This window comes from Agrobacterium sp. MCAB5 (genome assembly GCF_052114365.1).
Classification (GTDB): domain Bacteria; phylum Pseudomonadota; class Alphaproteobacteria; order Rhizobiales; family Rhizobiaceae; genus Agrobacterium; species Agrobacterium tumefaciens.
Genome location: NZ_JBFREP010000007.1, coordinates 130,362 through 151,850 on the forward strand (window position 1 = coordinate 130,362; position 21,489 = coordinate 151,850).

The window sequence follows — 21,489 nt, forward strand, 5'->3', positions numbered from 1 at the left end:
GCGCTTTACCGGAAATGCTCTAGCGGGCACCGAAGATTGCCGAGCCGACACGCACGCTGGTGGCGCCGAATTCTATCGCCGTCTCGAAGTCCCCCGACATGCCCATGGAAAGCTTCTCGAGGCCGCATTGTCTGGCAAGCTTCGCCAGAAGCGCAAAATGCGGACCAGGATTTTCATCCGCAGGCGGAATGCACATCAGGCCCTCGACCGACAATTTCAGCTCGTCCCGGCAAAAAGCCACGAAGGCGACCGTCTCGCGTGGATCGATGCCGGCCTTCTGTGGCTCCAGCCCGGTATTGACCTGCACATAAAAACGAAGGCTGCGGCCCTGTTTGACGCATTCCTCGGAAAGCGCACGGGCGATCTTTTCCCGATCAACGCTCTGTACGACGTCGAACAGCGCAACTGCATCCGCCGCCTTGTTGGATTGCAGCGGCCCGATCAGGTGCAGCTCTATACCCGATGTCTTTTCTTTAAGCGCAGGCCACTTGCCCTGCGCTTCCTGTACGCGGTTCTCGCCGAACACGCGCTGGCCGCTATCGATCGCCGGCTGGATCTCTTGCGCATCGAACGTCTTCGAGACGGCGACGAGAGAAACATCCGTCGCCTTGCGGTCGGACTTTTCCGCTGTCTCCGCTATGCGTTGCCTGACATCCTCAAGACGTGCTTCGATTTCCATCACAGGACCTCTATTTGAAACATTCTGAACGCTAACTAGACGCCGATTGCCTTGATGCCAAGCGGGTTTAGCACCATTTGAGGCACGCTGGCCAAGATTGAACGCCCGGAGGCCCCGCCAAACTTGACGCCCCGGTCGTTTCATGGTGAAGGTCAGCGCAAATTTTTCCCCTCGATACCCGGAATTCTAAACAATGGCCATCGAACGTTACAATCCTCGCGACGCCGAGCCGCGCTGGCAGCAGAAATGGAACGAAGACAAGGTTTTCGTGACCGACAACAGCGATCCGCGCGAGAAGTATTACGTTCTAGAGATGTTTCCCTACCCGTCGGGACGCATTCACATGGGCCACGTCCGCAACTACGCGATGGGCGATGTCGTTGCGCGCTACAAGCGCGCGCGCGGCTTCAACGTTCTGCACCCCATGGGCTGGGACGCCTTCGGCATGCCTGCCGAAAACGCGGCTATGCAGAACAAGGTTCACCCGAAGGACTGGACCTATCAGAACATCGCCACCATGCGTGGCCAGCTGAAATCCATGGGCCTGTCGCTGGACTGGACCCGCGAATTTGCGACCTGCGATGTGGAATATTACCACCGCCAGCAGGCGCTGTTCGTCGATTTCATGGAAAAGGGTCTGGTCTACCGCAAGCAGTCCAAGGTCAACTGGGATCCGGTCGACCATACCGTTCTGGCCAATGAGCAGGTCATCGACGGCCGCGGCTGGCGTTCCGGCGCGCTGGTCGAACAGCGCGAATTGACACAGTGGTTCTTCCGAATCACCGATTTCAGCCAGGATCTGCTGGACGAGCTGGACACGCTGGATCAGTGGCCGGAAAAAGTACGCCTGATGCAGAAGAACTGGATCGGCCGCTCCGAAGGCCTGTCGCTGCGCTGGCAGACCGTTGCTGGCACAGCGCCGGAAGGCTTTGCCGACATCACCGTTTATACCACGCGTCCCGACACCCTGTTCGGCGCATCCTTCCTGGCAATCGCCGCCGACCATCCGCTGGCAAGAGAGCTGTCGGAGAAGAACCCTGATATTGCCGAGTTCTGCGACGAATGCCGCCGCCATGGCACGTCTCTCGCAGCGCTGGAAACAGCGGAAAAGAAGGGTATCGATACCGGCGTCAAGGTCGTACATCCGCTGGACCCGACGTGGGAACTGCCGGTCTATGTCGCCAACTTCGTGCTGATGGACTACGGCACCGGCGCGATATTCGGCTGCCCTTCGGGTGACCAGCGCGATCTGGATTTCGCCCGTAAATACGATTTGCCGGTAGTGGCCGTCGTTGCGCCGGAAGGCCCCGACGCTGCCAGCTTCACCATTGAAGACGTCGCCTTCACCGATGATGGCGTGATGATCAACTCCGGCTTCCTGAACGGCATGAACACGACTGACGCCTTTGAGGCGGTCGTGCAGAAGCTCTCTGCCCAGACGCTGGGCAACACGCCGCAGGCCGAGCGCAAGGTCAATTTCCGCCTGCGCGACTGGGGCATTTCCCGCCAGCGTTACTGGGGTTGCCCGATACCCGTCATCCATTGCGAAGTCTGCGGCGTAGTTCCGGTTCCGAAGAAGGACCTGCCGGTCAAGCTGCCCGACGACGTGACCTTCGACGTGCCCGGCAACCCACTGGATCGCCACCCCACATGGCGTCACGTTGCCTGCCCGCAATGCGGCCATGACGCGCGCCGTGAAACCGACACGATGGACACATTCGTCGATTCCAGCTGGTACTACACGCGCTTCACCGCGCCTTGGGAAGATGAGCCGACGGATCCGAAGGCCGCAAACCACTGGCTGCCGGTGGACCAGTATATCGGCGGCATCGAGCATGCTATTCTCCACTTGCTCTATTCGCGCTTCTTCACCCGCGCCATGCGCGAGACCGGCCATGTCGGCGTCAAGGAGCCCTTCAAGGGTCTGTTCACGCAGGGCATGGTTGTGCACGAGACCTACAGCCACGGTGAAGGCCTGACCCGCGAATGGGTAGCGCCCGCCGACCTGCGCATCGAAGAGACTGACGGTGCCCGCCGGGCATTCCTCTTGTCCTCCGGGGCGGAAGTGAAGATCGGCTCGATCGAGAAGATGTCGAAGTCGAAGAAGAACGTGGTCGATCCGGATGACATCATCGCATCCTACGGTGCGGATACCGCTCGCTTCTTCGTCCTGTCGGATTCTCCGCCCGACCGCGACGTCATCTGGTCCGAAGCCGGTGTGGAAGGCTCAAACCGCTTCGTACAGCGCGTCTGGCGCATCATCGGCGAAGTCGCGACCGAACTGAAGAGCGTCACGCCGAAGCCCGCGAGCGAGGGCGAGGGCCTGGCAGTATCCAAGGCGGCCCACAAGACGCTGAAGGCCGTTCAGGAGGATCTGGACAAGCTTGCCTTCAACAAGGCGATCGCCCGCATCTACGAACTGGTCAACGCGCTCGCAGCTCCGCTGGCGGATGTCGCGGCTGGTGGCAAGCCTGATGACGTCAAGGCGGCGGCGCGTGATGCCGTCGAAATCCTCATTCGCATCATTGCCCCCATGACGCCGCATCTGGCCGAAGAATGCTGGTCGGCGCTGGGCAACGAGGGTCTCGTCGCCCAGACGCCGTGGCCAACTTTTGTACCCTCGCTGGTCGAGGAAAACGATGTGGTCATGCCCGTTCAGGTCAACGGCAAGAAGCGCGGCGAATTGACAATCGCGCGCGATGCGGATCAAGATGCGGTCCGAGCGGCTGCCCTTGCGCTGGATGCCGTCAAATCCATTCTTGCCGGTGGCGAGCCCAAAAAAGTCATCGTGGTTCCGCAGAGGATTGTGAACATTGTTGTCTGACGTTTTTTCGAGATGGAGCCGCGTTGCGGCAGCAGTTTCCGTCGTGATGATGGCCGGTCTTCTGGCAGGCTGCCAGGTCCGCCCGCTTTACGGCGAGGCTTCCGGAACCAAGGAGAGACTGGCGGCTGTCAGCATCTCGAATGCCGGCGACCGCATAACGCAGGAAGTGCGCAATCAGCTGATCTTCCTGGTGTCCGGCGGTGCGGGTGAACCGGCTACGGCTCAGTACAACGTCAAGTTATCCGTAAGCTCGAGCGCCACGTCCACGGAAGTCGAGAACTACGATCTGACGACCCGTACCAACAGCAATTATAACGGCCCTTACCCAGGCCGTGTTGTGATGAACGGTAATTACGTCCTGACGCGTATTTCCGACGGCCAGATCCTGCGCTCCGCGCGGCGTAGCGTAACGGCGCAGGTGGATCTGCCACAGCAGGAATTCGCCAAGATCAGGGCGATCCGCGACGCAGAAAACCGTGCGGCCCGGGAACTGGCTGAAATCATCCGTACCGATATCGCTGCCACCCTTGGCCGCTGAGAGCGGCGGCCGTGGCAGAGATAAAATCGCATGAATTTGAGCGCTTCGCCGAAAATCCGGCGGAGCGCTTTCGCGTTTTCGTGCTCTACGGCCCGGATCGCGGCCTCGTGTCGGAGCGGGCCAACCTCATCGCCAAAAAGACCGGCATTGACCCGGATGACGCCTTTGCATCGTTGAAGCTGAGCGCATCCGACCTGCAGGGCGATCCCGGCCGCCTTCTCGACGAGGTGAACGCCATCGGCCTTTTCGGTGGCGAAAAACTCGTCTGGATCAAAAGTGCCTCGGCTGAAAAGGCGCTGGTGGATGCTCTCCAGATTCTGGCTGAGACGCCGCCCGAAGCCAGCTTCCTCATCATCGAGGCCGGCGACATCAAAAAAGGCACGGGCCTGCGCAAGATCGCAGAACCCGCTCGCTCTATCGCAGCAATCCCGTGTTATGCGGATGACGCCCGTTCGTTGAATGCGTTGATCGATCAGGAACTGTCTGCCGACAATCTGCGCATTGCCCCGGCCGCACGGCAGAGGCTGATCGAGCAGTTGGGCGGCGACCGGATTGCCTCGCGCAACGAGATCCGCAAGCTTGCGCTCTATTGCCGCGGCGCAGAGGTGATCGAGGAAGATGATGTGCTGGCAATCATCGGCGATGCCAGCACGGTTTCGGCTGACGACGCCGTCGATGCCATCCTGAAGGGCGACAGAAACGCCTTTTTCCACGCGACCCAGAAGATCGTCTCGTCGAAGACGCCGATCTTTCTCGTGCTTCAGGGATGCCTCAAGCAATTTCAGTTGCTGGATCAGATGCGTGCCGAAATGGATGAGAAAAAGCAGCAGGCCGGGCAGGTCATGCAAACGCTTGGACGCCACATCCATTTTCGCAGGAAACCGGTGATCGAGAGAGCGTTGCGAACCTGGCAGCCAGCGGCGATCGCCCGTGAGATGAACCGCCTGCAAGCGGCCATATTGCAAAGCCGCCAGCGCCAAAGCCTGGAAGACAGCGTGGCGCTTTTGACCCTGCTATCGACCACATTGCAATCAGGCCGCGGCGGATAACTCGCTGAAGGTCGGCAAAAAGCCCTCACGCTGACGCTGCGAGGGCTTTTAAAATCATGATACCAAGGACACCAGTCGTTGAGAACTCAGTCGCCCTTACCAGGCTCGGCAGAGAAATAGAGCTCGAGCTTGCCTGTCACGCCATCCATTTCCTTGGCTTCCGGCAAGGGGTCGCGCTTGATGGTGATATTCGGCCAGATCGCCGCATATTCCGTATTCAGCTTCAGCCACTTGTCGAGACCCGGCTCAGTGTCAGGCTTGATCGCTTCGGCAGGACATTCCGGTTCGCACACACCACAATCGATGCATTCGTCAGGATTGATAGCGAGGAAATTTTCACCCTCGTAAAAGCAGTCGACAGGGCAGACTTCAACGCAATCGGTGTATTTGCAGCGGATGCAATTGTCGGTCACGACATATGTCATGATGAACTCCAGAATATGCAGGCCGGGTCTGTGGGCTTCGGAACACAAGCCGTCGCCCGGAATTCAGACAGGGCAATTTTGCAAGTGAGGTAATGCCTTTGCCTTCAGATAGCAAGGATAAACAATTCTGAAAAACCGCTAAGACTTGAAGGTTTATTCTATTCTTTGTTTCCGTCGCTGTCCGACAGGAACCTGTCGAGCGCCCTGCGCTCTTTTTTGGTGGGGCGACCGCTTCCCGGCTGACGTATCGCCTGCTCCAGCGGGCTCAGCCTGTCGGAAGGCTCGCGCGGCGGCGTCAGATCGTCGTAGAGAAGTTTGGCCTCTTCATAGGGTCCGCGCCGCTCGCCCCCGGATTTGACGACAAGCACCTTGTCCATGCGCTCGAAACCGATATCGAGCCTGTCACCGGCCTTTACCAGATGGCTGGGCTGGCGAATGGAGACACCGTTGACCTTGACCTTGCCCGACTGAATGTAACTCTGGGCAAGTGAACGGGATTTGGCCATGCGGGCAAAGAACAGCCACTTGTCCAGACGCTGACGCGTGCTTTCGAGTGGCTGTTCGTTGCTCCCCATAGCTTACTTCTTCAGCTGCTCCTTGAGAGCAGCAAGCTTGGCGAAGGGCGAATCCGGATCGATCGGCTTTTCCTTACGCGGCGGCTTGGCTTCGAAACGCTGCTGACCCTGCGGTTTCCCGCCACGGTCATTGCGGTCCGGCCTGTCCTTGCGCTCCCCGCGATCCTGAAGATCATTATTGCGGTTGTTGCCACGGTCGGGACGTCCGCCATCACGCTTGCGCTCGCCGTCACCGCCACGATTGGCAGCCTCGCGATTTGCTCCGTCACGATTATCGCGACGGCCTTCGCCACGACGTTCACCCTGTTCGCGTAGCGCCTGATCGCGACCCTCGCCACGGCCTTGACCGCGGTTGCCAGGACGGCGGTTTTCACCACGCTGGTTTTCGTTGCGACCACCCGGACGCCACAGAAGAACAGGCTTCGGCTCAGCAGCCTCGGCGCTTTCCGTCGGCGCAGCCTCGCTAACAGCAGCCTCTTGGCCCACAGCTTCCGCAACCGGCGCTTCTTCAGCAGCTTCGACAGTCGTCGTCTCGGAAACCTGCTCTTCCGAAGCCGGTTCCTCGTGTTCGGTCTCTGCGCTCTCGTCTTCCGTCACCGCTTCAGAAGCGGCCGGAGCGGCAGCACCGGTCTGGTTGGCGAGGAAGGCCTGCGCCTCTTCCGCCGTTACCTGATCGGCACGATAACCGAGACCCTTGAGGATTTCTTCCATGTCGTCGAGCGTTGCGCCGAGAATGGAAAGCATCGCGGTCGTCGTCGTGAAACGGCGGCCGTCATAAGCGCCTTCCGGACGCGGCTGCTGACCGGGCTTCCACTGCAACAGCGGACGGATGAGATCGGCCAGACGCTCGAGAATGTCGATACGCACGGCGCGCTTTCCGAGGAAACGGAAACCGGCGAGCTTGTAGAACATCCGCTCGAAGGTCGGGTCCGTCACGACAGAGGTGCGGCCGGCGGCCAGCACCGGAATGAGATCGCCGTAACCCGGCTTGCCGAGACCATCGTTCTTCAGCGCCCAGAGCAGCGTGACAAGCTCCGCCGGAGCGGGCTTGAGAAGCGCGGGCAGGAAGACGTGATAGGCGCCGAAACGCACGCCGTAGCGGCGCATGGAGGCACGCGCATCCTGATCCAGCGACTTCACGTCTTCGGTGACGTCACGGCGGAACAGGACACCGAGATTTTCGACCAGCTGGAACGCCAGCCCCTTCGCCAGACCCTGAAGGTCTTCGGCGCGCGAAATATCGTCCAGCGGCTTCAGCACGGTCGCAATCTGATGATTGACGAAACGTTCGACGCGCGCCAGCGCATGATCGCGGGCATTGCCGCTCAACTGCTCGTCGGCAAAGAGGATCACGCGCGGCTTCATGATATTGTCGCCTGCCGAAAGGCGGGCCACCGGTTCGCCCAACCAGCGAACCAGACCATCGGAGCTCAAAGCGAGATCACCGTTTCCGCTGGCGTGCAGACGCGCGGCACGCGCCTCGTATTCGAGCGCGAGCGCCTTCTGCGCAGCAGCCTGCACGGCCTTCTGATCCGGCCCTTCCATTCCCGGCACCGGCGTGAACCGGAACCCGGCCAACTGGCCGACGTGATGTCCTTCTACGAAGACATCACCATTTACACTGATTTCAGCTTCAAGCATCGCATTCTCTCTCAGGCGCCTCATGAGCACAGATGTCCTGCGATCAACAAAGCGTTTCGTCAACCTTTCATGTAGAGCATCGGACAATCGATCTTCGATTTCCCGCGTCTTTTCTTGCCAGTGTGTCGGATCGGCAAGCCATCCTGGGCGGTTCGATACATAAGTCCATGTTCTGATCTGCGCAATCCTTGCAGACAAGGTATCGATCTCTCCATCGGTACGATCGGCGCGGCGCACCTGTTCGCCCATGAAATCTTCGTTCACCGTGCCACGTTTTACGAGATCGAAATAGAGCGTTGAGATCAGATCAGCATGTTGAGCGGGCGCAATACGGCGATAATCCGGAAGCGCGCAGGCCTCCCAGAGTTTTTCCACCCGCGCCTCCGTCGTCGCCACGTCTATGATTTCAGGGTAGCGCGACAGATATTCGAGCGCCTGCTGGTCGATCGCCGGCAAGGCCCGTGACAGTCCCTGGATCGCCGGGGCGGCTTCGAGGCTCAGACGCAGATTGGTGATGGAGGAAAAATCGAAATTTTTCGTCCGCCATTGCAGCACCTTCACCGAGTCGAACTGATGGCTTTCGATACGCTCCACCAACTCGTCGTCAAATGGATCGACGCGCCCCGTCACGCCAAAGGTGCCATCGCGAAGATGGCGGCCGGCGCGGCCGGCGATCTGGCCGATCTCGCCCGGATTGAGATTGCGGAACTGATAGCCGTCAAACTTGCGGTCCTGCGCAAAGGCGACATGATCGACATCGAGGTTGAGACCCATGCCGATGGCATCAGTCGCCACGAGATATTCGACGTCGCCGGACTGGTAGAGCCCCACCTGGGCGTTGCGCGTACGCGGCGAAAGCGCGCCCATCACAACGGCTGCGCCACCACGCTGGCGACGCACCAGCTCGGCAATGGCATAGACCTCTTCCGCCGAAAAGGCGACGATTGCCGTGCGTTGCGGCAGGCGGGTTATCTTCTTCTGGCCCGCATAAAAAAGCTGCGACAGGCGCGGACGTTCGACCACGGTAATTCCCGGCAGCAGCTTTTCGAGGATCGGGCGCATCGTGCCCGCACCCAGAAGCAGCGTTTCCTCCCGCCCGCGCAGATGCAGCACGCGGTCGGTAAAGATATGCCCGCGCTCCAGATCACCCGCCAGCTGCACTTCATCGATGGCGACGAATGCGGCCGTCGTCTCGCGCGGCATGGCTTCCACCGTGCAGACGGAATATTTGGCTTTAGGAGGGGCGATCTTTTCTTCGCCGGTTATCAGCGCCACATTCGGCGCGCCCACCTTTTCGACAAGACGGGTATAGACCTCACGCGCCAGAAGGCGCAGCGGAAGGCCGATGACACCGTTGCCATGTGCCACCATGCGCTCGATGGCGTAATGGGTCTTGCCGGTATTGGTGGGGCCGAGAACGGCCGTGACACCGCGGCCGCTCAGGATCATGGGGCGAAAATTCAACGTACTATCCGTGAATCGACTTCATCTGCTTGCTGTACCGCCCGCCATTCACTGATACGGGCCGCACACGCACCACACATGGCAACGCCCGCCGACAAAGGCAATAGGCCATATCCGCAAAGTGGTAAGAGGTCCTTCCCCGGCGGAATTTTCCTTTTTGATTCAGATACTTGAAATATTAAAAAGAATCCGGCGAAACCGGAATTGATTCGGATACGGAACAGTCTGCGAACGAATCGAATACGAATCGCTGACTCCAATGGATTCAGCTTTTGTTCTCCGCAACATCTGGTTGGCAGATGCCTGCCCTATACCAGATTGTGAATCCGGGTAAGTCCTTGTCTGGATTCAGCTTTGCGGCACCGGCTTCCGGCGGAAAACACCGGAATCGACTGTCAAGCGGCAATCGCTGGAAAGCCGCTCCGGCACAGGCAGGAACGGCAGTATCAGAGCGCCTCGCCGGCAAGCAGGCGCGGCGCGCCGGCATCTGTCGTGCCGGCAGCCTGACCGATGAAATAGGATTTCAGACCCGGCAAACGATCGACCACACCCAGACCGAAATCACGCATGACGCGAATGGGACCGACATCATTGGAGAAAAGCCGGTTCAGCACATCCGTCGTCACACCCATCCGCAACGTGTCGAAACGCCGCCAGGACTGGTAACGGTCGAGAAGGTTGAGAGAGCCGATATCAAGGCCGAGACGGTCGGCCTCGACCACGGTTTCGGCCAGTGCCGCAACATCCTTGAAGCCGAGATTGAGGCCCTGACCGGAAATCGGGTGAATTCCATGCGCCGCATCGCCGGCAAGTGCAAAACGTGGCGCGACGAAGGAACGCGCCAGCGTCAAGCCCAGCGGAAAGGCGCGACGGGGACCGACGGGACGGACCGGACCGAGCTTGTGGCCGAACCGGCGTTCAAGTTCCTCCTCGAACACCAGATCGTCGGCAGCAACCAGCCTGTCGGCATCGGCCGTACGTTCGGTCCAGACAAGCGAGGAGCGGTTCCCTTTCAAGGGAAGCACGGCGAAAGGCCCCGACGGCAGAAAATGTTCCTCCGCGCAGCCCTCATGCGGCCGCTCGTGTTCAACGGTGGTGACGATCCCGGACTGATCGTAATTCCAGTGCACGGTTTTTATTCCTGCCATATCCCGCAAAGCCGAGCGGACCCCATCGCAGGCTATGAGCAGTCGCGCCTCAAGCGACGAGCCGTCGGAAAGTGAAATAGCCGTCGATTGCGGGCCGGCGGAAAAGCCGGAAACACTGAGACCATGGCGGATTTCGACGCCGAGGCGCTCACACAGGCCTCGCAGCGCACCCACCATCGCGACATTCGGGACCATATGAGCGAAGGGCCTGCCCTCCTCCACCGCGCCGTCGAATGTCAAAAACACCGGGCGAACCGGATCGGCGGTCTTCGAATCGGTGACGATCATCTTGTGGATCGGCTGGGCCTCCGGCTCAATCTCGTTCCATATGCCGAAAACGTCGAGCATGCGTGTGGCCGCCGCGATAATGGCGGAGGCGCGGACGTCCTTCTTCCAGACATCCTCGGGAGCGGCTTCAACCACCTGCACATTAAGATGTCCGGCTGCCTGCTTAATTGCGACAGCAACGGAAAGGCCGACATAACCGCCGCCTGCCACCACCACGTCCAGCATCGCGCTTCTCCTCAAATCTTGTGCACGCATCATCGGCGCACTATAGACCATGTGACGTCTTCCTACAGCCGGAGCAGGCCGAAAAAATGTCGCATCCCTCGCAAACGTCAGATCCGATGGCCAATCTGATCTCCACACTCGATCTCGAGAAGCTGGAAGAAAACCTGTTTCGGGGTGAAAGCCCGCAAATCGGCTGGCAGCGCGTTTTCGGCGGCCAGGTCATCGCGCAGGCATTGATTGCAGCTCAACGAACCGTGGATGATGATCGTTTCGTTCATTCACTGCATTCCTATTTCATGCGCCCCGGCGACCCGCTGGTGCCCATCCTCTACCAGGTGGAGCGCATTCGCGACGGTGCAAGCTTCTGCACCCGGCGCGTGGTCGCTATCCAGCATGGGAAGGCGATCTTCTCCATGTCGGCGTCGTTCCAGATCGTCGAGGACGGATTCGATCATCAGATAAGAATGCCGGATGTGACGCCGCCCGAAAGGCTGATGAGTGAAGATGAGATGCAGGCGGCCTTCCTCGCCAACGCACCCGCTTCGATCCGCAAATACTGGAGCAACAAGCGCCCGATAGAGATCCGGCCGGTTTCGCTGACCCACTATATTTCGAAGGAAAAGCTGGAACCGCAGCAGGATATCTGGGTTCGCGCTGTCGGCGATGTGCCGGACGATCCACGTTTCCAGTCAGCCATTCTCGCTTATCTCTCGGATATGACGTTGCTCGACACGTCGCTCTATGCCCATGGGACGACAATCTTCGATCCGGCCATTCAGGTGGCGAGCCTCGATCACGCCATGTGGTTCCATCGTCCCTGCCGGCTGGACGACTGGCTGCTCTACACGCAGGACAGCCCCAGCGCCTCGGGAGCACGCGGTTTGACCCGTGGCAATATTTTCACCAGACAGGGTGAACTGATCGCCTCCGTCGCACAGGAAGGTTTGATCCGCAAAAGGGCAAATGCTTAAATAATGCGCTTTTTTAAAAAATCGCACATTTAATAGACGAAAATTGCGCCACCCAATGCCCGTTTTTCAGACGCCTGTCATATAATTTATATATTTCAATAACTTAGAGGCCGCATCAAAACTGGCACGCCCCTTGAATGTATGTCCGTAGTCGCTGTTACTGATCTGCCAGCGCGAGGAGAGTCGGCTCCGTGCCGAGGACAAACAAAGGATGGGAAACCAGATGAAAATTGTGATGGCCATTATCAAGCCGTTCAAGCTGGATGAAGTGCGCGAAGCGCTCACCGGCGTCGGCATCCAAGGCCTGACCGTGACCGAGGTAAAGGGTTACGGACGCCAGAAGGGACATACCGAGATTTATCGCGGCACGGAATATGCGGTGAGCTTTCTTCCCAAACTGAAGATCGAGATCGCGGTTGCATCAGACGTCGTCGACAAGGCTGTCGAGGCAATCGCGTCGGCTGCAAAAACCGGGCAGATCGGTGATGGCAAGATCTTCGTCTACTCTATCGAACAGGCCGTGCGCATCCGTACCGGCGAAACCAACACAGAAGCGCTTTGAAGCACGGCTGACAGGGAGTTTTCTAGCTATGCAACTCAACAAGTTTTCAACGCTCGGCAAACTGGGTGCCGGTGTGGCAGCCCTGATGGCCCCGGCAATCGCCTTTGCGCAGGATGCCGCGCCGGCAGTAGCAGCGGCGGCCCCCGTTCCGGAAAAAGCCGATACCGCATTCATGTATGTCGCGACGATCCTCGTGCTTTTCATGATCATTCCGGGTCTCGCCCTGTTTTATGGCGGCCTCGTGCGCACAAAGAACATGCTCTCCGTTCTCATGCAGTGCACGGTCATCGGCGCGGTCATGATGCTCGTCTGGGTAATCTACGGTTACTCCTTCGCCTTCGGCGGCGGCACCGGCCCGTATTTCGGCGGTTTCGGCAAGCTGTTCCTGTCCGGCGTTTCGCTTGACAGCACCTCGGCAACCTTCTCCCAGGGCGTCGTGATCTACGAATACACCTTCATCGCCTTCCAGATGACCTTTGCGGCCATCACGCCTGCGCTGATCATCGGTGCATTTGCGGAACGCGTGAAGTTCTCGGCAGTCATCCTGTTCACCATCCTGTGGGCCACCTTCGTCTACTTCCCGATCGCTCACATGGTCTGGGACGCAAACGGCCTGATCTTCGGCATGGGCGCTCTCGACTTCGCCGGCGGCACGGTCGTTCACATCAATGCCGGTATCGCCGGTCTGATCGGCGCGATCATGGTTGGCAAGCGTACTGGCTTCGGCAAGGACATGATGGCCCCGCACTCCATGACGCTGACGCTGGTTGGCGCAGCCATGCTGTGGTTCGGCTGGTTCGGCTTCAACGCCGGCTCCAACCTCGAAGCATCTGGCGGTGCGGTTCTTGCAACCATGAACACCTTCCTCGCCACTGCAGCAGCCATCGTTTCCTGGTCGCTGGTTGAAAGCTTCACCCGCGGCAAGGCTTCCATGCTGGGCGCAGCTTCGGGCATGATCGCCGGCCTCGTCGCCGTAACGCCTGCGGCCGGTTCCGTCGGACCCATGGGCGCTATCGTTCTCGGCCTCATCGTCTCGCCGATCTGCTACTTCTTCGTCTCGGTTGTGAAGAACAAGTTCGGCTACGACGACACAGCCGACGTCTTCGGTGTCCACGGCATCGGCGGCATTATCGGCGCCCTCGGCACCGGCATCTTCACGTCTCCGCTGCTTGGCGGCACGGGCAAGGCGGACTTCTCCATCTCCTCGCAGCTCTGGACGCAGTTCGTTGCCGTCGCCATCACCATCGTATGGTGCGCAGTCGTCTCGGCAATCCTCTACAAGATCGTCGACGTGATCGTTGGTCTGCGGGTTCCGGTCGAAGCGGAACGCGAAGGTCTCGACCTTGCGACCCACGGCGAAGCCGCCTACCACTCCTGATATCCGGGAAAAGGGGTTCTCCATCCCCTCTCCCAAAAGAAGGCCCGCTTCGGCGGGCCTTTTCTTTGCCGCAAATCCGGAAGCGGCTTTTAAAAAACCGCATGGTTAACACGACATTAACCAGCAGGCTGTTAGTTTTCCCTGTCAATCCGGGATCTGGTCAACTGCCGGATCTTGCCGAAACCACAAAAACTACGGGTTCAGGGACATGGGCAGAATGAATTCTCCGACATTCGACGGTCGTCACACGCGTTTCGTGCTGACGGCGTTTTTCGTGCGGCAGGTCATGGCTCTTGCCGGTTTTGCCTTGCTTGCCACGATTGCGCTGGGGATTACCGCACTTGCCACATGGAACGTGGCGGACCCGAGCCTGTCCTATGCAACAGGCAACCAGCCCACCAATCTTCTCGGTTACGGCGGCGCAATCTTCGCCGATATCGTGATGCAGTTCCTCGGCCTTTCCGCAATCATCGCGCTTTTGCCGGTGATTGCCTGGGCGATCGCCCTGATCGCCGGTCGCAAGTTCAACCGGATACCCGCCCGCCTCGTCGCCTGGATCGCCGGCGCCATCGTCTGCGCCGCCTCGCTCGGCTGTTTTCCCGCGCCCGTGACATGGCCGCTGCCGAACGGCATCGGTGGCGTCATCGGTGATATGATCCTGAGGTTCCCAGCTCTCTTCATCGGCGCTTACCCCACCGGCACGATTGCGACGGTGCTGGGCGCTATATTCGCTGCTCCCGCCGCCTTGATGATGCTGTTTGCCGCCGGTCTCGTGGGACGCCCGGAAGATGACCTGGAACAGGAAGAACGCGCGCCGGTCGCAAACAAGGCCCGTGCCACCCGTCAGGTCGAGGAAGAAGACGATGACGAGGGCGAAGGCTTCTTCGCCAATATTCTCGCCTTCGGCGCAATCGCACATTACTGGTACATCTCGCAGGCCCGCCTTCGCCGCCTGTTCGGCCTGAAGTCGAAATCCCTGCACGGCGAATTCGAACACCCTTACGATTTCAACGAATATGAATTCGGCACGCTGAACGAACCCTCCCGCCTCAAGACGGCGATCAACCGCCTCGACCAGCGCGCGGAACCGTCTTTCGAAGAACGCGCCGCATCCCGTCGCCAGATGTCGCCTCCCTCCATCGCGCCCGATCATGATGCGGACGGGGACGACGAACCGTCGTTGGACGCAGACGGTCGGCGATTGCCCAACGGCATTCTCTCGGACGACCACAGCCTGGACGAGAATGACCCGAAGTTCGTGGCAAAACAGGCACCTGGGCGCGGCCAACCCAGAATAACCGCCCCTTCCGCACGCCCGAAGCCCAGCGAGCGCGTGGCAAGGGAAGCGCAGGCCTCCTTTATTGCCGCAGACGGTTTCCAGCTGCCCACCGTGCATCTTCTGGCGGAACCCAAGAACGTCGTTCGCGACCATACGCTGAACGAGGAAGTGCTGGAGCAGAATGCCCGCCTTCTGGAAGGGGTTCTCGAGGATTTTGGCGTCAAGGGTGAAATCATTCACGTCCGCCCCGGCCCGGTCGTCACGCTCTACGAACTGGAACCAGCACCCGGCATCAAATCCTCGCGCGTCATTGGCCTTGCCGATGACATCGCCCGCTCCATGAGCGCGATCGCCGCGCGCGTTGCCGTCGTGCCTGGCCGCAACGCCATTGGCATCGAGCTTCCGAACCAGACGCGTGAAACCGTGTTCCTGCGTGAACTGGTCGGCAGCCGCGACTTTGAAAACAGCAAGGCCAAGCTCGCCATGGCGCTCGGCAAGACCATCGGCGGCGAACCCGTCATCGCCGATCTTGCCAAGATGCCGCATCTTCTCGTTGCCGGTACCACGGGTTCGGGCAAGTCGGTCGCCATCAACACCATGATCCTGTCGCTGCTTTACCGCATGTCGCCGGAGCAATGCCGCCTGATCATGATCGACCCGAAAATGCTCGAACTATCGATCTATGACGGTATTCCGCATCTGCTCTCCCCCGTCGTTACCGATCCGAAAAAAGCCGTCGTGGCGCTGAAGTGGACGGTGCGCGAGATGGAGGAGCGCTACAAGAAGATGTCGAAGATCGGTGTGCGCAACATCGATGGCTTCAACAGCCGTGTGCAGCAGGCGATCGACAAGGGCGAAATCCTCACCCGCACGGTGCAGACCGGCTTCGACCGCCAGACCGGCGAGGCAATGTACGAGACGGAAGAATTCGACCTGAAGCCCCTACCCTATATCGTCGTCATTATCGACGAAATGGCGGATCTTATGATGGTGGCAGGCAAGGATATCGAAGGTGCCGTACAGCGCCTCGCTCAGATGGCGCGTGCCGCTGGCATCCATGTCATCATGGCAACCCAGCGCCCGTCCGTCGACGTCATCACCGGAACCATCAAGGCGAACTTCCCGACCCGCATCTCCTTCCAGGTAACGTCGAAGATCGACAGCCGCACCATTTTGGGCGAACAGGGCGCCGAACAGCTGCTCGGCATGGGCGACATGCTCTATATGGCCGGTGGCGGCCGCATTCAGCGCGTGCACGGTCCCTTCGTTTCCGACAATGAAGTGGAAGAGATCGTCGCCTATCTCAAGACGCAAGGCACGCCGGAATATCTGGAAGCGATCACCGAGGAAGACGATGAGGAAGGCAATGGCGGCGGCCCGGCCGGCGCCGGCAATTTCTCCGATTCGGAAGACCCCTATGATCAGGCCGTGGCTGTCGTGCTGAGGGACGGCAAGGCCTCCACCTCCTACGTCCAGCGGCGTCTCGGCATCGGCTACAACCGCGCCGCCTCGCTGATCGAACGCATGGAGCAGGAAGGCATCATCGGCCCCGCCAATCATGCCGGAAAACGCGAAATACTCGTACCAACGGAAGCAGACATCATCGAGCGGTAATGCCCGTCGCCCAAAAGGCTGTCGTGGTTTCGGGATAACGACATGCGTGAGGCGAAGACGGCAACCAAGCGGGGCGAAGAAGCGTTAATACACGCTTTCAACGTCATGAAGCCGCCGCCTTTATGCGGAAAATCGCTGCGATGAAGGAGAACAGAATGAACGACCTCACCACCGGCGAGATTGCCACCGCAAACACACCAGAGAACGGCGTGACGCGACGTGGCGTGCTGACGGCGTTTTCCATGGCTGCGGTCATGGCCGGCCTGTCGCCGCTCAACGCATTTGCTCAGGCTGCCGGTAACAGCGCGACCGCGCAGAAAATTGCCAATCACTTCTCGTCGGTCAAAACGATGATGGGAGAGTTTGTCCAGTTTGGCCCGCGCGGTGAACAGACCGGCGGCAAATTTTACATCGAACGGCCCGGCAAGCTTCGCTTCAATTATGAAGACCCCTCGCCCATGCGGGTCATCTCCGACGGCAAGAATGTCGTCATCGGCAACATGAAGCTGAAGACATGGGATTTGTATCCATTGTCAAAGACCCCGCTCAGCCTGCTTTTGTCCGACAAGATCGATCTGAGCAACCAGAAGGTCCGGAACGTGAAGGAAGAGTCGGACCTGACTACCATCGTACTGGGTGACAAGAGCGTGTTCGGCGATTCCACCATTACCCTGATGTTTGACCCGAAAACCTTCGATCTGAGGCAATGGACGACGACCGATGCCCAGAACAAGGACACGACTGTCATGATCTTCAACGTGCAGACGGGCGTTAACCTCGACGAACGCGTTTTCAACATCAACTACGAAGAAGTCCGCAAACGCGGCTAAAGGCCGGGCGGTCCACGGCGACAGTTCAAAAGGCGGCCCTGCGGTCGCCTTTTTTATTTTGCCGCTAAAATGCATTCCAGTTTTCATCGCGATGTTATAAGCCTGCGCCCCGGAAACATGTCTCGGAACAATCGGCTTCGAGGCTATAGAAGCGGAGCACATGCATGTCGTTTTCGATAACCACCTGGAACATCAACTCGGTCAGGCTCAGAATGCCGATCGTGGAGCAGTTTCTGGTGCGTTACAAACCCGACATTCTCTGCCTGCAGGAAACGAAATGCCCGAATGGCGAGTTTCCGATGAAGCCGCTGAAGGCGCTCGGTTACGAGCACGTCATCATCCATGGCCAGAAGGGCTACCACGGTGTGGCGATCGCTTCGAAAATTCCGCTGACAGAAGATCATCGTCAGGACTATTGCGGTATAGGCGATGCACGACACATTTCCGCGATTTTTCAGGTTGGATCGCGCCGCATACGGCTGCATAATTTCTATGTTCCGGCTGGCGGTGACGAACCCGACCGGTCGATAAACCCGAAATTCGGCCACAAGCTGGATTTTATCGAAGAGATGAAGGCGCTTCGCGCCGACGGCGTGCCCGGCACCTCGTCCATTCTCGTAGGCGATCTCAACATCGCGCCGCTTGAAAATGACGTCTGGTCGCACAAGCAACTGCTGAAGATCGTTAGCCATACACCGGTGGAAACCGACGGCATGCTCGATATCATGAAGAAGGGCAACTGGCTCGACCTGATGCGGCTGAACGTGCCTGATAGTGAAAAGATTTATACCTGGTGGAGCTACCGCGCCAAGGATTGGGAAGCCGCAGACCGTGGCCGCCGTCTCGACCACATCTGGTCGTCGCAGGATCTCGGCCCTTCGCTTGAAAAGATCGACATCTTGCGCGAAGCACGCGGCTGGAACCGGCCATCCGACCACGTTCCGGTTACGGCCCATTTCCGTTTCTGAAGCGCTGGCTCTTTAAAATCAGGAGAAGCGGTTCTGCAAACGGGCCGCGCCCGCCGCGAGTGCGGCGATGTTATCGCGAATGCGTGCCGACACGATATCGGCAACCTCGGGAAACTCCTCCACCAGCCGGTGAAAGAGAATGCGCGTTATCCGGATGACCTCGGAATCCTCCGCGGCAATGGCGGTGAACTTCCTCTCACAGAGCGTGAAAAGCGCCAGCTCCGAAAGCAGCGCCCCCTTGCCCGGTGTCGCCTGCAACGCGGGTTTTCCATCCCGCCCGGCCGTAAATAGCTCGAAATGGCCTGACGTCACCGCAAAGGCGCACTCGGCCGGGGAATGTTCCCGGAACAAAGTCTGACCCGCCGCCACGCGGCGGCGTTCCGCGCCGAAGGCGATCAGCCGCAACTGATCGTCGCTGAAGCCGGCAAACAACGGCACTTGCCCCAGAAGCATGATGTCATCCGTCAAGGCCATGTCGATTGCTACTCCAGAAAACCGCCTGCACCACTATAGCGGTTTTCGGATATCGGCCTTCAAAATACAAGATGTTAGAATATTCTGCGTCCTTTCGAACGCAGAAAGGGCGTTCGTTCAGGGAACGATCTTGTATCCGCCGTTCTCTGTCACCAGAATTTCGGCATTGGAGGGGTCTCGCTCGATCTTCTGGCGCAGACGATACACATGCGTTTCGAGCGTATGCGTCGTCACTCCCGAATTATAACCCCAGACCTCTTCCAGCAAGACGTCGCGGGTAACGACGGCGCTCCCGGCGCGGTACAGATAACGGATGATCGCCGCTTCCTTTTCCGTCAGCCGGATTTTTTTGCCGTCTTCAGTCGTCAGCAGCTTCTGGCTGGGTTTGAACTGATAGGGGCCAACGGTGAAAACCGCATCTTCGCTCTGCTCGTATTGACGCAGCTGCGCCCGGATGCGGGCCAGAAGGACGGCGAAGCGGAATGGCTTCGTCACATAATCATTGGCGCCCGCTTCGAGACCGAGAATAGTGTCGGAATCGGTATCGTGCCCGGTCAGCATGATGATCGGTGCCTTGAAGCCACCCTTGCGCAGCAGCTTCACCGCCTCGCGGCCATCCATGTCAGGAAGACCGACATCCATGATCAGAAGATCGACCTGGGCAGTCTTTGCGGTCTGCATCGCCTGCGCAGCGTTTGCGCCGCTCAGAAGCGAGAATTCCTCATAGGGAGATAGTTGCTCAGTCAGCGTCTCCCGAAGATCGTCGTCGTCGTCCACCAAAAGGATAGTGCGAGCCGTCATTCGGATTCTCAGCCTTTCTTACTTTAGCGCATCGGCCCAAAAATCGCCGTTGATTTTCGGAAAGCGCAATGCGTAGTTTAAAAGAGTTAGAGCATCCATTGTGCCTGCGAAATAAGGCACGGCGCTCTAATTGTCAGCCAATTCAGCGGTTTGCCGATAAAAGGTCAACCCATTGCCATGATATTACGAAGTGCTATGACTTCACGTTAGATAACCTGCAAAGCAAAATCTCGTGAAAAACATGAGCAGACAGTCCGTAAAGCAACATAAACGCGCATCGACGCTCATGGTTCGGCCGGCGCCTTTGAAAATAAGCCGGGCCATCGTTCAGCTCGGGCATCTCACCTTTCCCGCAGCGATCGGGCGCAACGGCCGCACCGTGCTCAAACGCGAGGGAGATGGAAAGTCACCGATTTCCGTCACGCGCCTGCTGCACGGATTTTATCGCGGCGACCGTAACCCCGCCATCGCCACGACATTGCCGATGCAACGAACGCAGCAATCCATGCTTTGGTGCGACGAGCCACGCAGCGCCAGTTACAACAGGTTGGTCAAGTCCCCTTTCGCACTGAGCCACGAGGAGATGATGCGAAAGGACGGCCTTTATGACGTTTGCCTCGTGCTCGATTGGAACATCACGTCGAGAAGTCGGAACCGCGGTTCGGCAATCTTCATGCACATGATCCGCCCGGGATATGAGCCGACCGCCGGCTGCGTCGCTCTCCATCCCCGCGACATGAGGCGCATTCTGCCTCATATGCGCAAGGGTACGAAAATTCGCATCCTGTAGATCAGGCACAAAAAAACCCGCCATTCTTGGCGGGTTTTTTTAAAAAAGGAGAAAGCCGGTGATTACGCGGCTTCTTCCTGAGAATCGTCCTCTTCGACGGCCTTGCCGCGCTTCGGACCCTTGGCAAGGTTGACTTCCACCAGGCGAACAGCCTCGGTTTCAGACATCTTGTTGACAGCAGCAATTTCGCGCGCCATGCGATCAAGAGCAGCTTCGTAAAGCTGACGCTCGGAATAGGACTGCTCCGGCTGGTTTTCCGCACGGTAAAGATCGCGCACAACTTCAGCAATCGCGATAAGATCGCCGGAATTGATTTTCGCATCATATTCCTGGGCGCGGCGCGACCACATGGTACGCTTCACACGCGCCTTGCCCTGCACCACTTTCAGCGCCCGCTCGACAAAATCGCCTTCGGAAAGCTTGCGCATGCCGATGCTCACGGCTTTAGCGACGGGAACTTTAAGACGCATCTTGTCTTTTTCGAAATCGATGACAAAAAGCTCAAGCTTCATGCCGGCAACTTCTTGTTCCTCGATGGCAGAAATGGTACCGACACCATGAGCGGGATACACAATCGCTTCACCGGTTTTGAAACCGTGATGTGCTGGAGATTTCTTCTGCTGGGTCGTCATTCGTTCTAAAAACTCCCTGTTACATACCCGGCAACGCCGGGGTTGGGTCGGTCAGGCCCTGATGAGACGGGGGAACCGTCAGGTGACTCCGCACTGGTCCAGCCGTGCACGCAAAAACACACCTTCCCGCATTGCGGGCTTCGATAACGTAAACGCTCGATATGTCACGGAAACCGCGTGCAAAAGAGGTGTTGCTTTCGTGGTGTTTTTGGGCACACAAATGCCACGCTGTGGATCAGTATCGTTGGTGTACCACAAAAATAGGCACAAATCAATAATTTGCTTCGACCGTGGCCGCAACATCACATGGCGGCCAAAGAACCACCTATAAATG

The 21,489-nt window shown here is 58.7% G+C and carries 18 protein-coding genes; 10 read left to right on the forward strand and 8 right to left on the reverse strand.

Annotation, left to right across the window (positions count from 1 at the left end):
- Positions 1-19: 19 nt before the first annotated feature.
- On the reverse strand, positions 20-679 hold the full coding sequence (locus tag AB4Z23_RS16960) for a YggS family pyridoxal phosphate-dependent enzyme (protein WP_421476960.1): 660 nt from the start codon (positions 677-679) through the stop codon (positions 20-22).
- A gap of 193 nt (positions 680-872) precedes the next feature.
- Here AB4Z23_RS16960 and leuS point away from each other — a divergent pair, with 193 nt between their 5' ends.
- From leuS to holA, 3 genes are read left to right on the forward strand one after another with little or no spacing between them, the layout of a single operon-like run.
- Complete coding sequence (gene leuS / locus AB4Z23_RS16965; protein WP_421476958.1) at positions 873-3,503, forward strand: leucine--tRNA ligase; 2,631 nt, start codon at positions 873-875, stop codon at positions 3,501-3,503.
- A 46-nt stretch (positions 3,504-3,549) separates the two neighbouring features.
- Positions 3,550-4,041, forward strand: coding sequence for an LPS assembly lipoprotein LptE (lptE, locus tag AB4Z23_RS16970; protein WP_003516512.1), 492 nt, complete (start codon positions 3,550-3,552; stop codon positions 4,039-4,041).
- 11 nt (positions 4,042-4,052) lie between these two features.
- The gene (gene holA / locus AB4Z23_RS16975) at positions 4,053-5,090 is read left to right on the forward strand and encodes a DNA polymerase III subunit delta (protein ID WP_003516510.1); all 1,038 of its coding nucleotides are present in this window, start codon (positions 4,053-4,055) and stop codon (positions 5,088-5,090) included.
- 86 nt (positions 5,091-5,176) lie between these two features.
- Here holA and fdxA read toward each other — a convergent pair whose 3' ends face one another.
- The 4 genes from fdxA to AB4Z23_RS16995 all read right to left on the reverse strand — a co-directional run bounded on the left by fdxA (position 5,177) and on the right by AB4Z23_RS16995 (position 10,994).
- Positions 5,177-5,515, reverse strand: coding sequence for a ferredoxin FdxA (gene fdxA, locus AB4Z23_RS16980; protein WP_003516508.1), 339 nt, complete (start codon positions 5,513-5,515; stop codon positions 5,177-5,179).
- Between the two features lie 158 nt (positions 5,516-5,673).
- Positions 5,674-6,090 carry an RNA-binding S4 domain-containing protein gene (locus AB4Z23_RS16985; RefSeq protein WP_003516506.1) on the reverse strand — a complete coding sequence of 139 codons (417 nt, stop codon included), beginning with the start codon at positions 6,088-6,090 and terminating at the stop codon, positions 5,674-5,676.
- A gap of 3 nt (positions 6,091-6,093) precedes the next feature.
- A complete protein-coding gene (locus tag AB4Z23_RS16990; RefSeq protein WP_421476956.1) occupies positions 6,094-9,180 on the reverse strand; it encodes a helicase-related protein in 3,087 nt (1,028 codons plus the stop codon).
- A 461-nt stretch (positions 9,181-9,641) separates the two neighbouring features.
- A complete protein-coding gene (locus tag AB4Z23_RS16995) occupies positions 9,642-10,994 on the reverse strand; it encodes a ubiquinone biosynthesis hydroxylase (RefSeq protein ID WP_421476954.1) in 1,353 nt (450 codons plus the stop codon).
- On the opposite strand from AB4Z23_RS16995, the gene tesB reads away from it, so the two are divergent.
- From tesB to AB4Z23_RS17025, 6 genes are all read left to right on the forward strand, one after another.
- Complete coding sequence (gene tesB, locus AB4Z23_RS17000; RefSeq protein ID WP_003516499.1) at positions 10,943-11,827, forward strand: acyl-CoA thioesterase II; 885 nt, start codon at positions 10,943-10,945, stop codon at positions 11,825-11,827. The two genes, AB4Z23_RS16995 and tesB, sit on opposite strands and share 52 nt — an antisense overlap.
- A gap of 211 nt (positions 11,828-12,038) precedes the next feature.
- Positions 12,039-12,389: a P-II family nitrogen regulator gene (locus tag AB4Z23_RS17005; RefSeq protein WP_019565993.1), complete on the forward strand. Its 351-nt coding sequence runs from the start codon at positions 12,039-12,041 to the stop codon at positions 12,387-12,389.
- A gap of 28 nt (positions 12,390-12,417) precedes the next feature.
- Positions 12,418-13,767 (forward strand): ammonium transporter, encoded by a 1,350-nt coding sequence (locus AB4Z23_RS17010; protein WP_003516494.1) that lies wholly within the window; start codon positions 12,418-12,420, stop codon positions 13,765-13,767.
- A 217-nt stretch (positions 13,768-13,984) separates the two neighbouring features.
- On the forward strand, positions 13,985-16,660 hold the full coding sequence (locus AB4Z23_RS17015; protein ID WP_421476950.1) for a DNA translocase FtsK: 2,676 nt from the start codon (positions 13,985-13,987) through the stop codon (positions 16,658-16,660).
- A gap of 155 nt (positions 16,661-16,815) precedes the next feature.
- Positions 16,816-17,490 carry an outer membrane lipoprotein carrier protein LolA gene (locus AB4Z23_RS17020; protein ID WP_013636963.1) on the forward strand — a complete coding sequence of 225 codons (675 nt, stop codon included), beginning with the start codon at positions 16,816-16,818 and terminating at the stop codon, positions 17,488-17,490.
- Between the two features lie 164 nt (positions 17,491-17,654).
- Positions 17,655-18,458: an exodeoxyribonuclease III gene (locus AB4Z23_RS17025; RefSeq protein WP_013636964.1), complete on the forward strand. Its 804-nt coding sequence runs from the start codon at positions 17,655-17,657 to the stop codon at positions 18,456-18,458.
- A gap of 18 nt (positions 18,459-18,476) precedes the next feature.
- Here AB4Z23_RS17025 and AB4Z23_RS17030 read toward each other — a convergent pair whose 3' ends face one another.
- Both AB4Z23_RS17030 and AB4Z23_RS17035 read right to left on the reverse strand, forming a co-directional pair.
- Entirely contained in the window at positions 18,477-18,932 is a 456-nt protein-coding gene (locus AB4Z23_RS17030; protein ID WP_003516486.1) for a cyclic nucleotide-binding domain-containing protein, read from the reverse strand.
- Positions 18,933-19,049: 117 nt separating this feature from the next.
- Positions 19,050-19,733, reverse strand: a complete 684-nt coding sequence (locus AB4Z23_RS17035) for a response regulator transcription factor (protein WP_003492637.1) — start codon at positions 19,731-19,733, stop codon at positions 19,050-19,052.
- Positions 19,734-20,019: 286 nt separating this feature from the next.
- On the opposite strand from AB4Z23_RS17035, the gene AB4Z23_RS17040 reads away from it, so the two are divergent.
- Positions 20,020-20,523, forward strand: a complete 504-nt coding sequence (locus tag AB4Z23_RS17040; RefSeq protein ID WP_041694570.1) for a L,D-transpeptidase family protein — start codon at positions 20,020-20,022, stop codon at positions 20,521-20,523.
- 62 nt (positions 20,524-20,585) lie between these two features.
- Here the strand turns inward: AB4Z23_RS17040 and AB4Z23_RS17045 are convergent, their stop codons facing one another.
- Complete coding sequence (locus AB4Z23_RS17045) at positions 20,586-21,155, reverse strand: CarD family transcriptional regulator (protein WP_003492641.1); 570 nt, start codon at positions 21,153-21,155, stop codon at positions 20,586-20,588.
- Between the last annotated feature and the right edge of the window lie 334 nt (positions 21,156-21,489).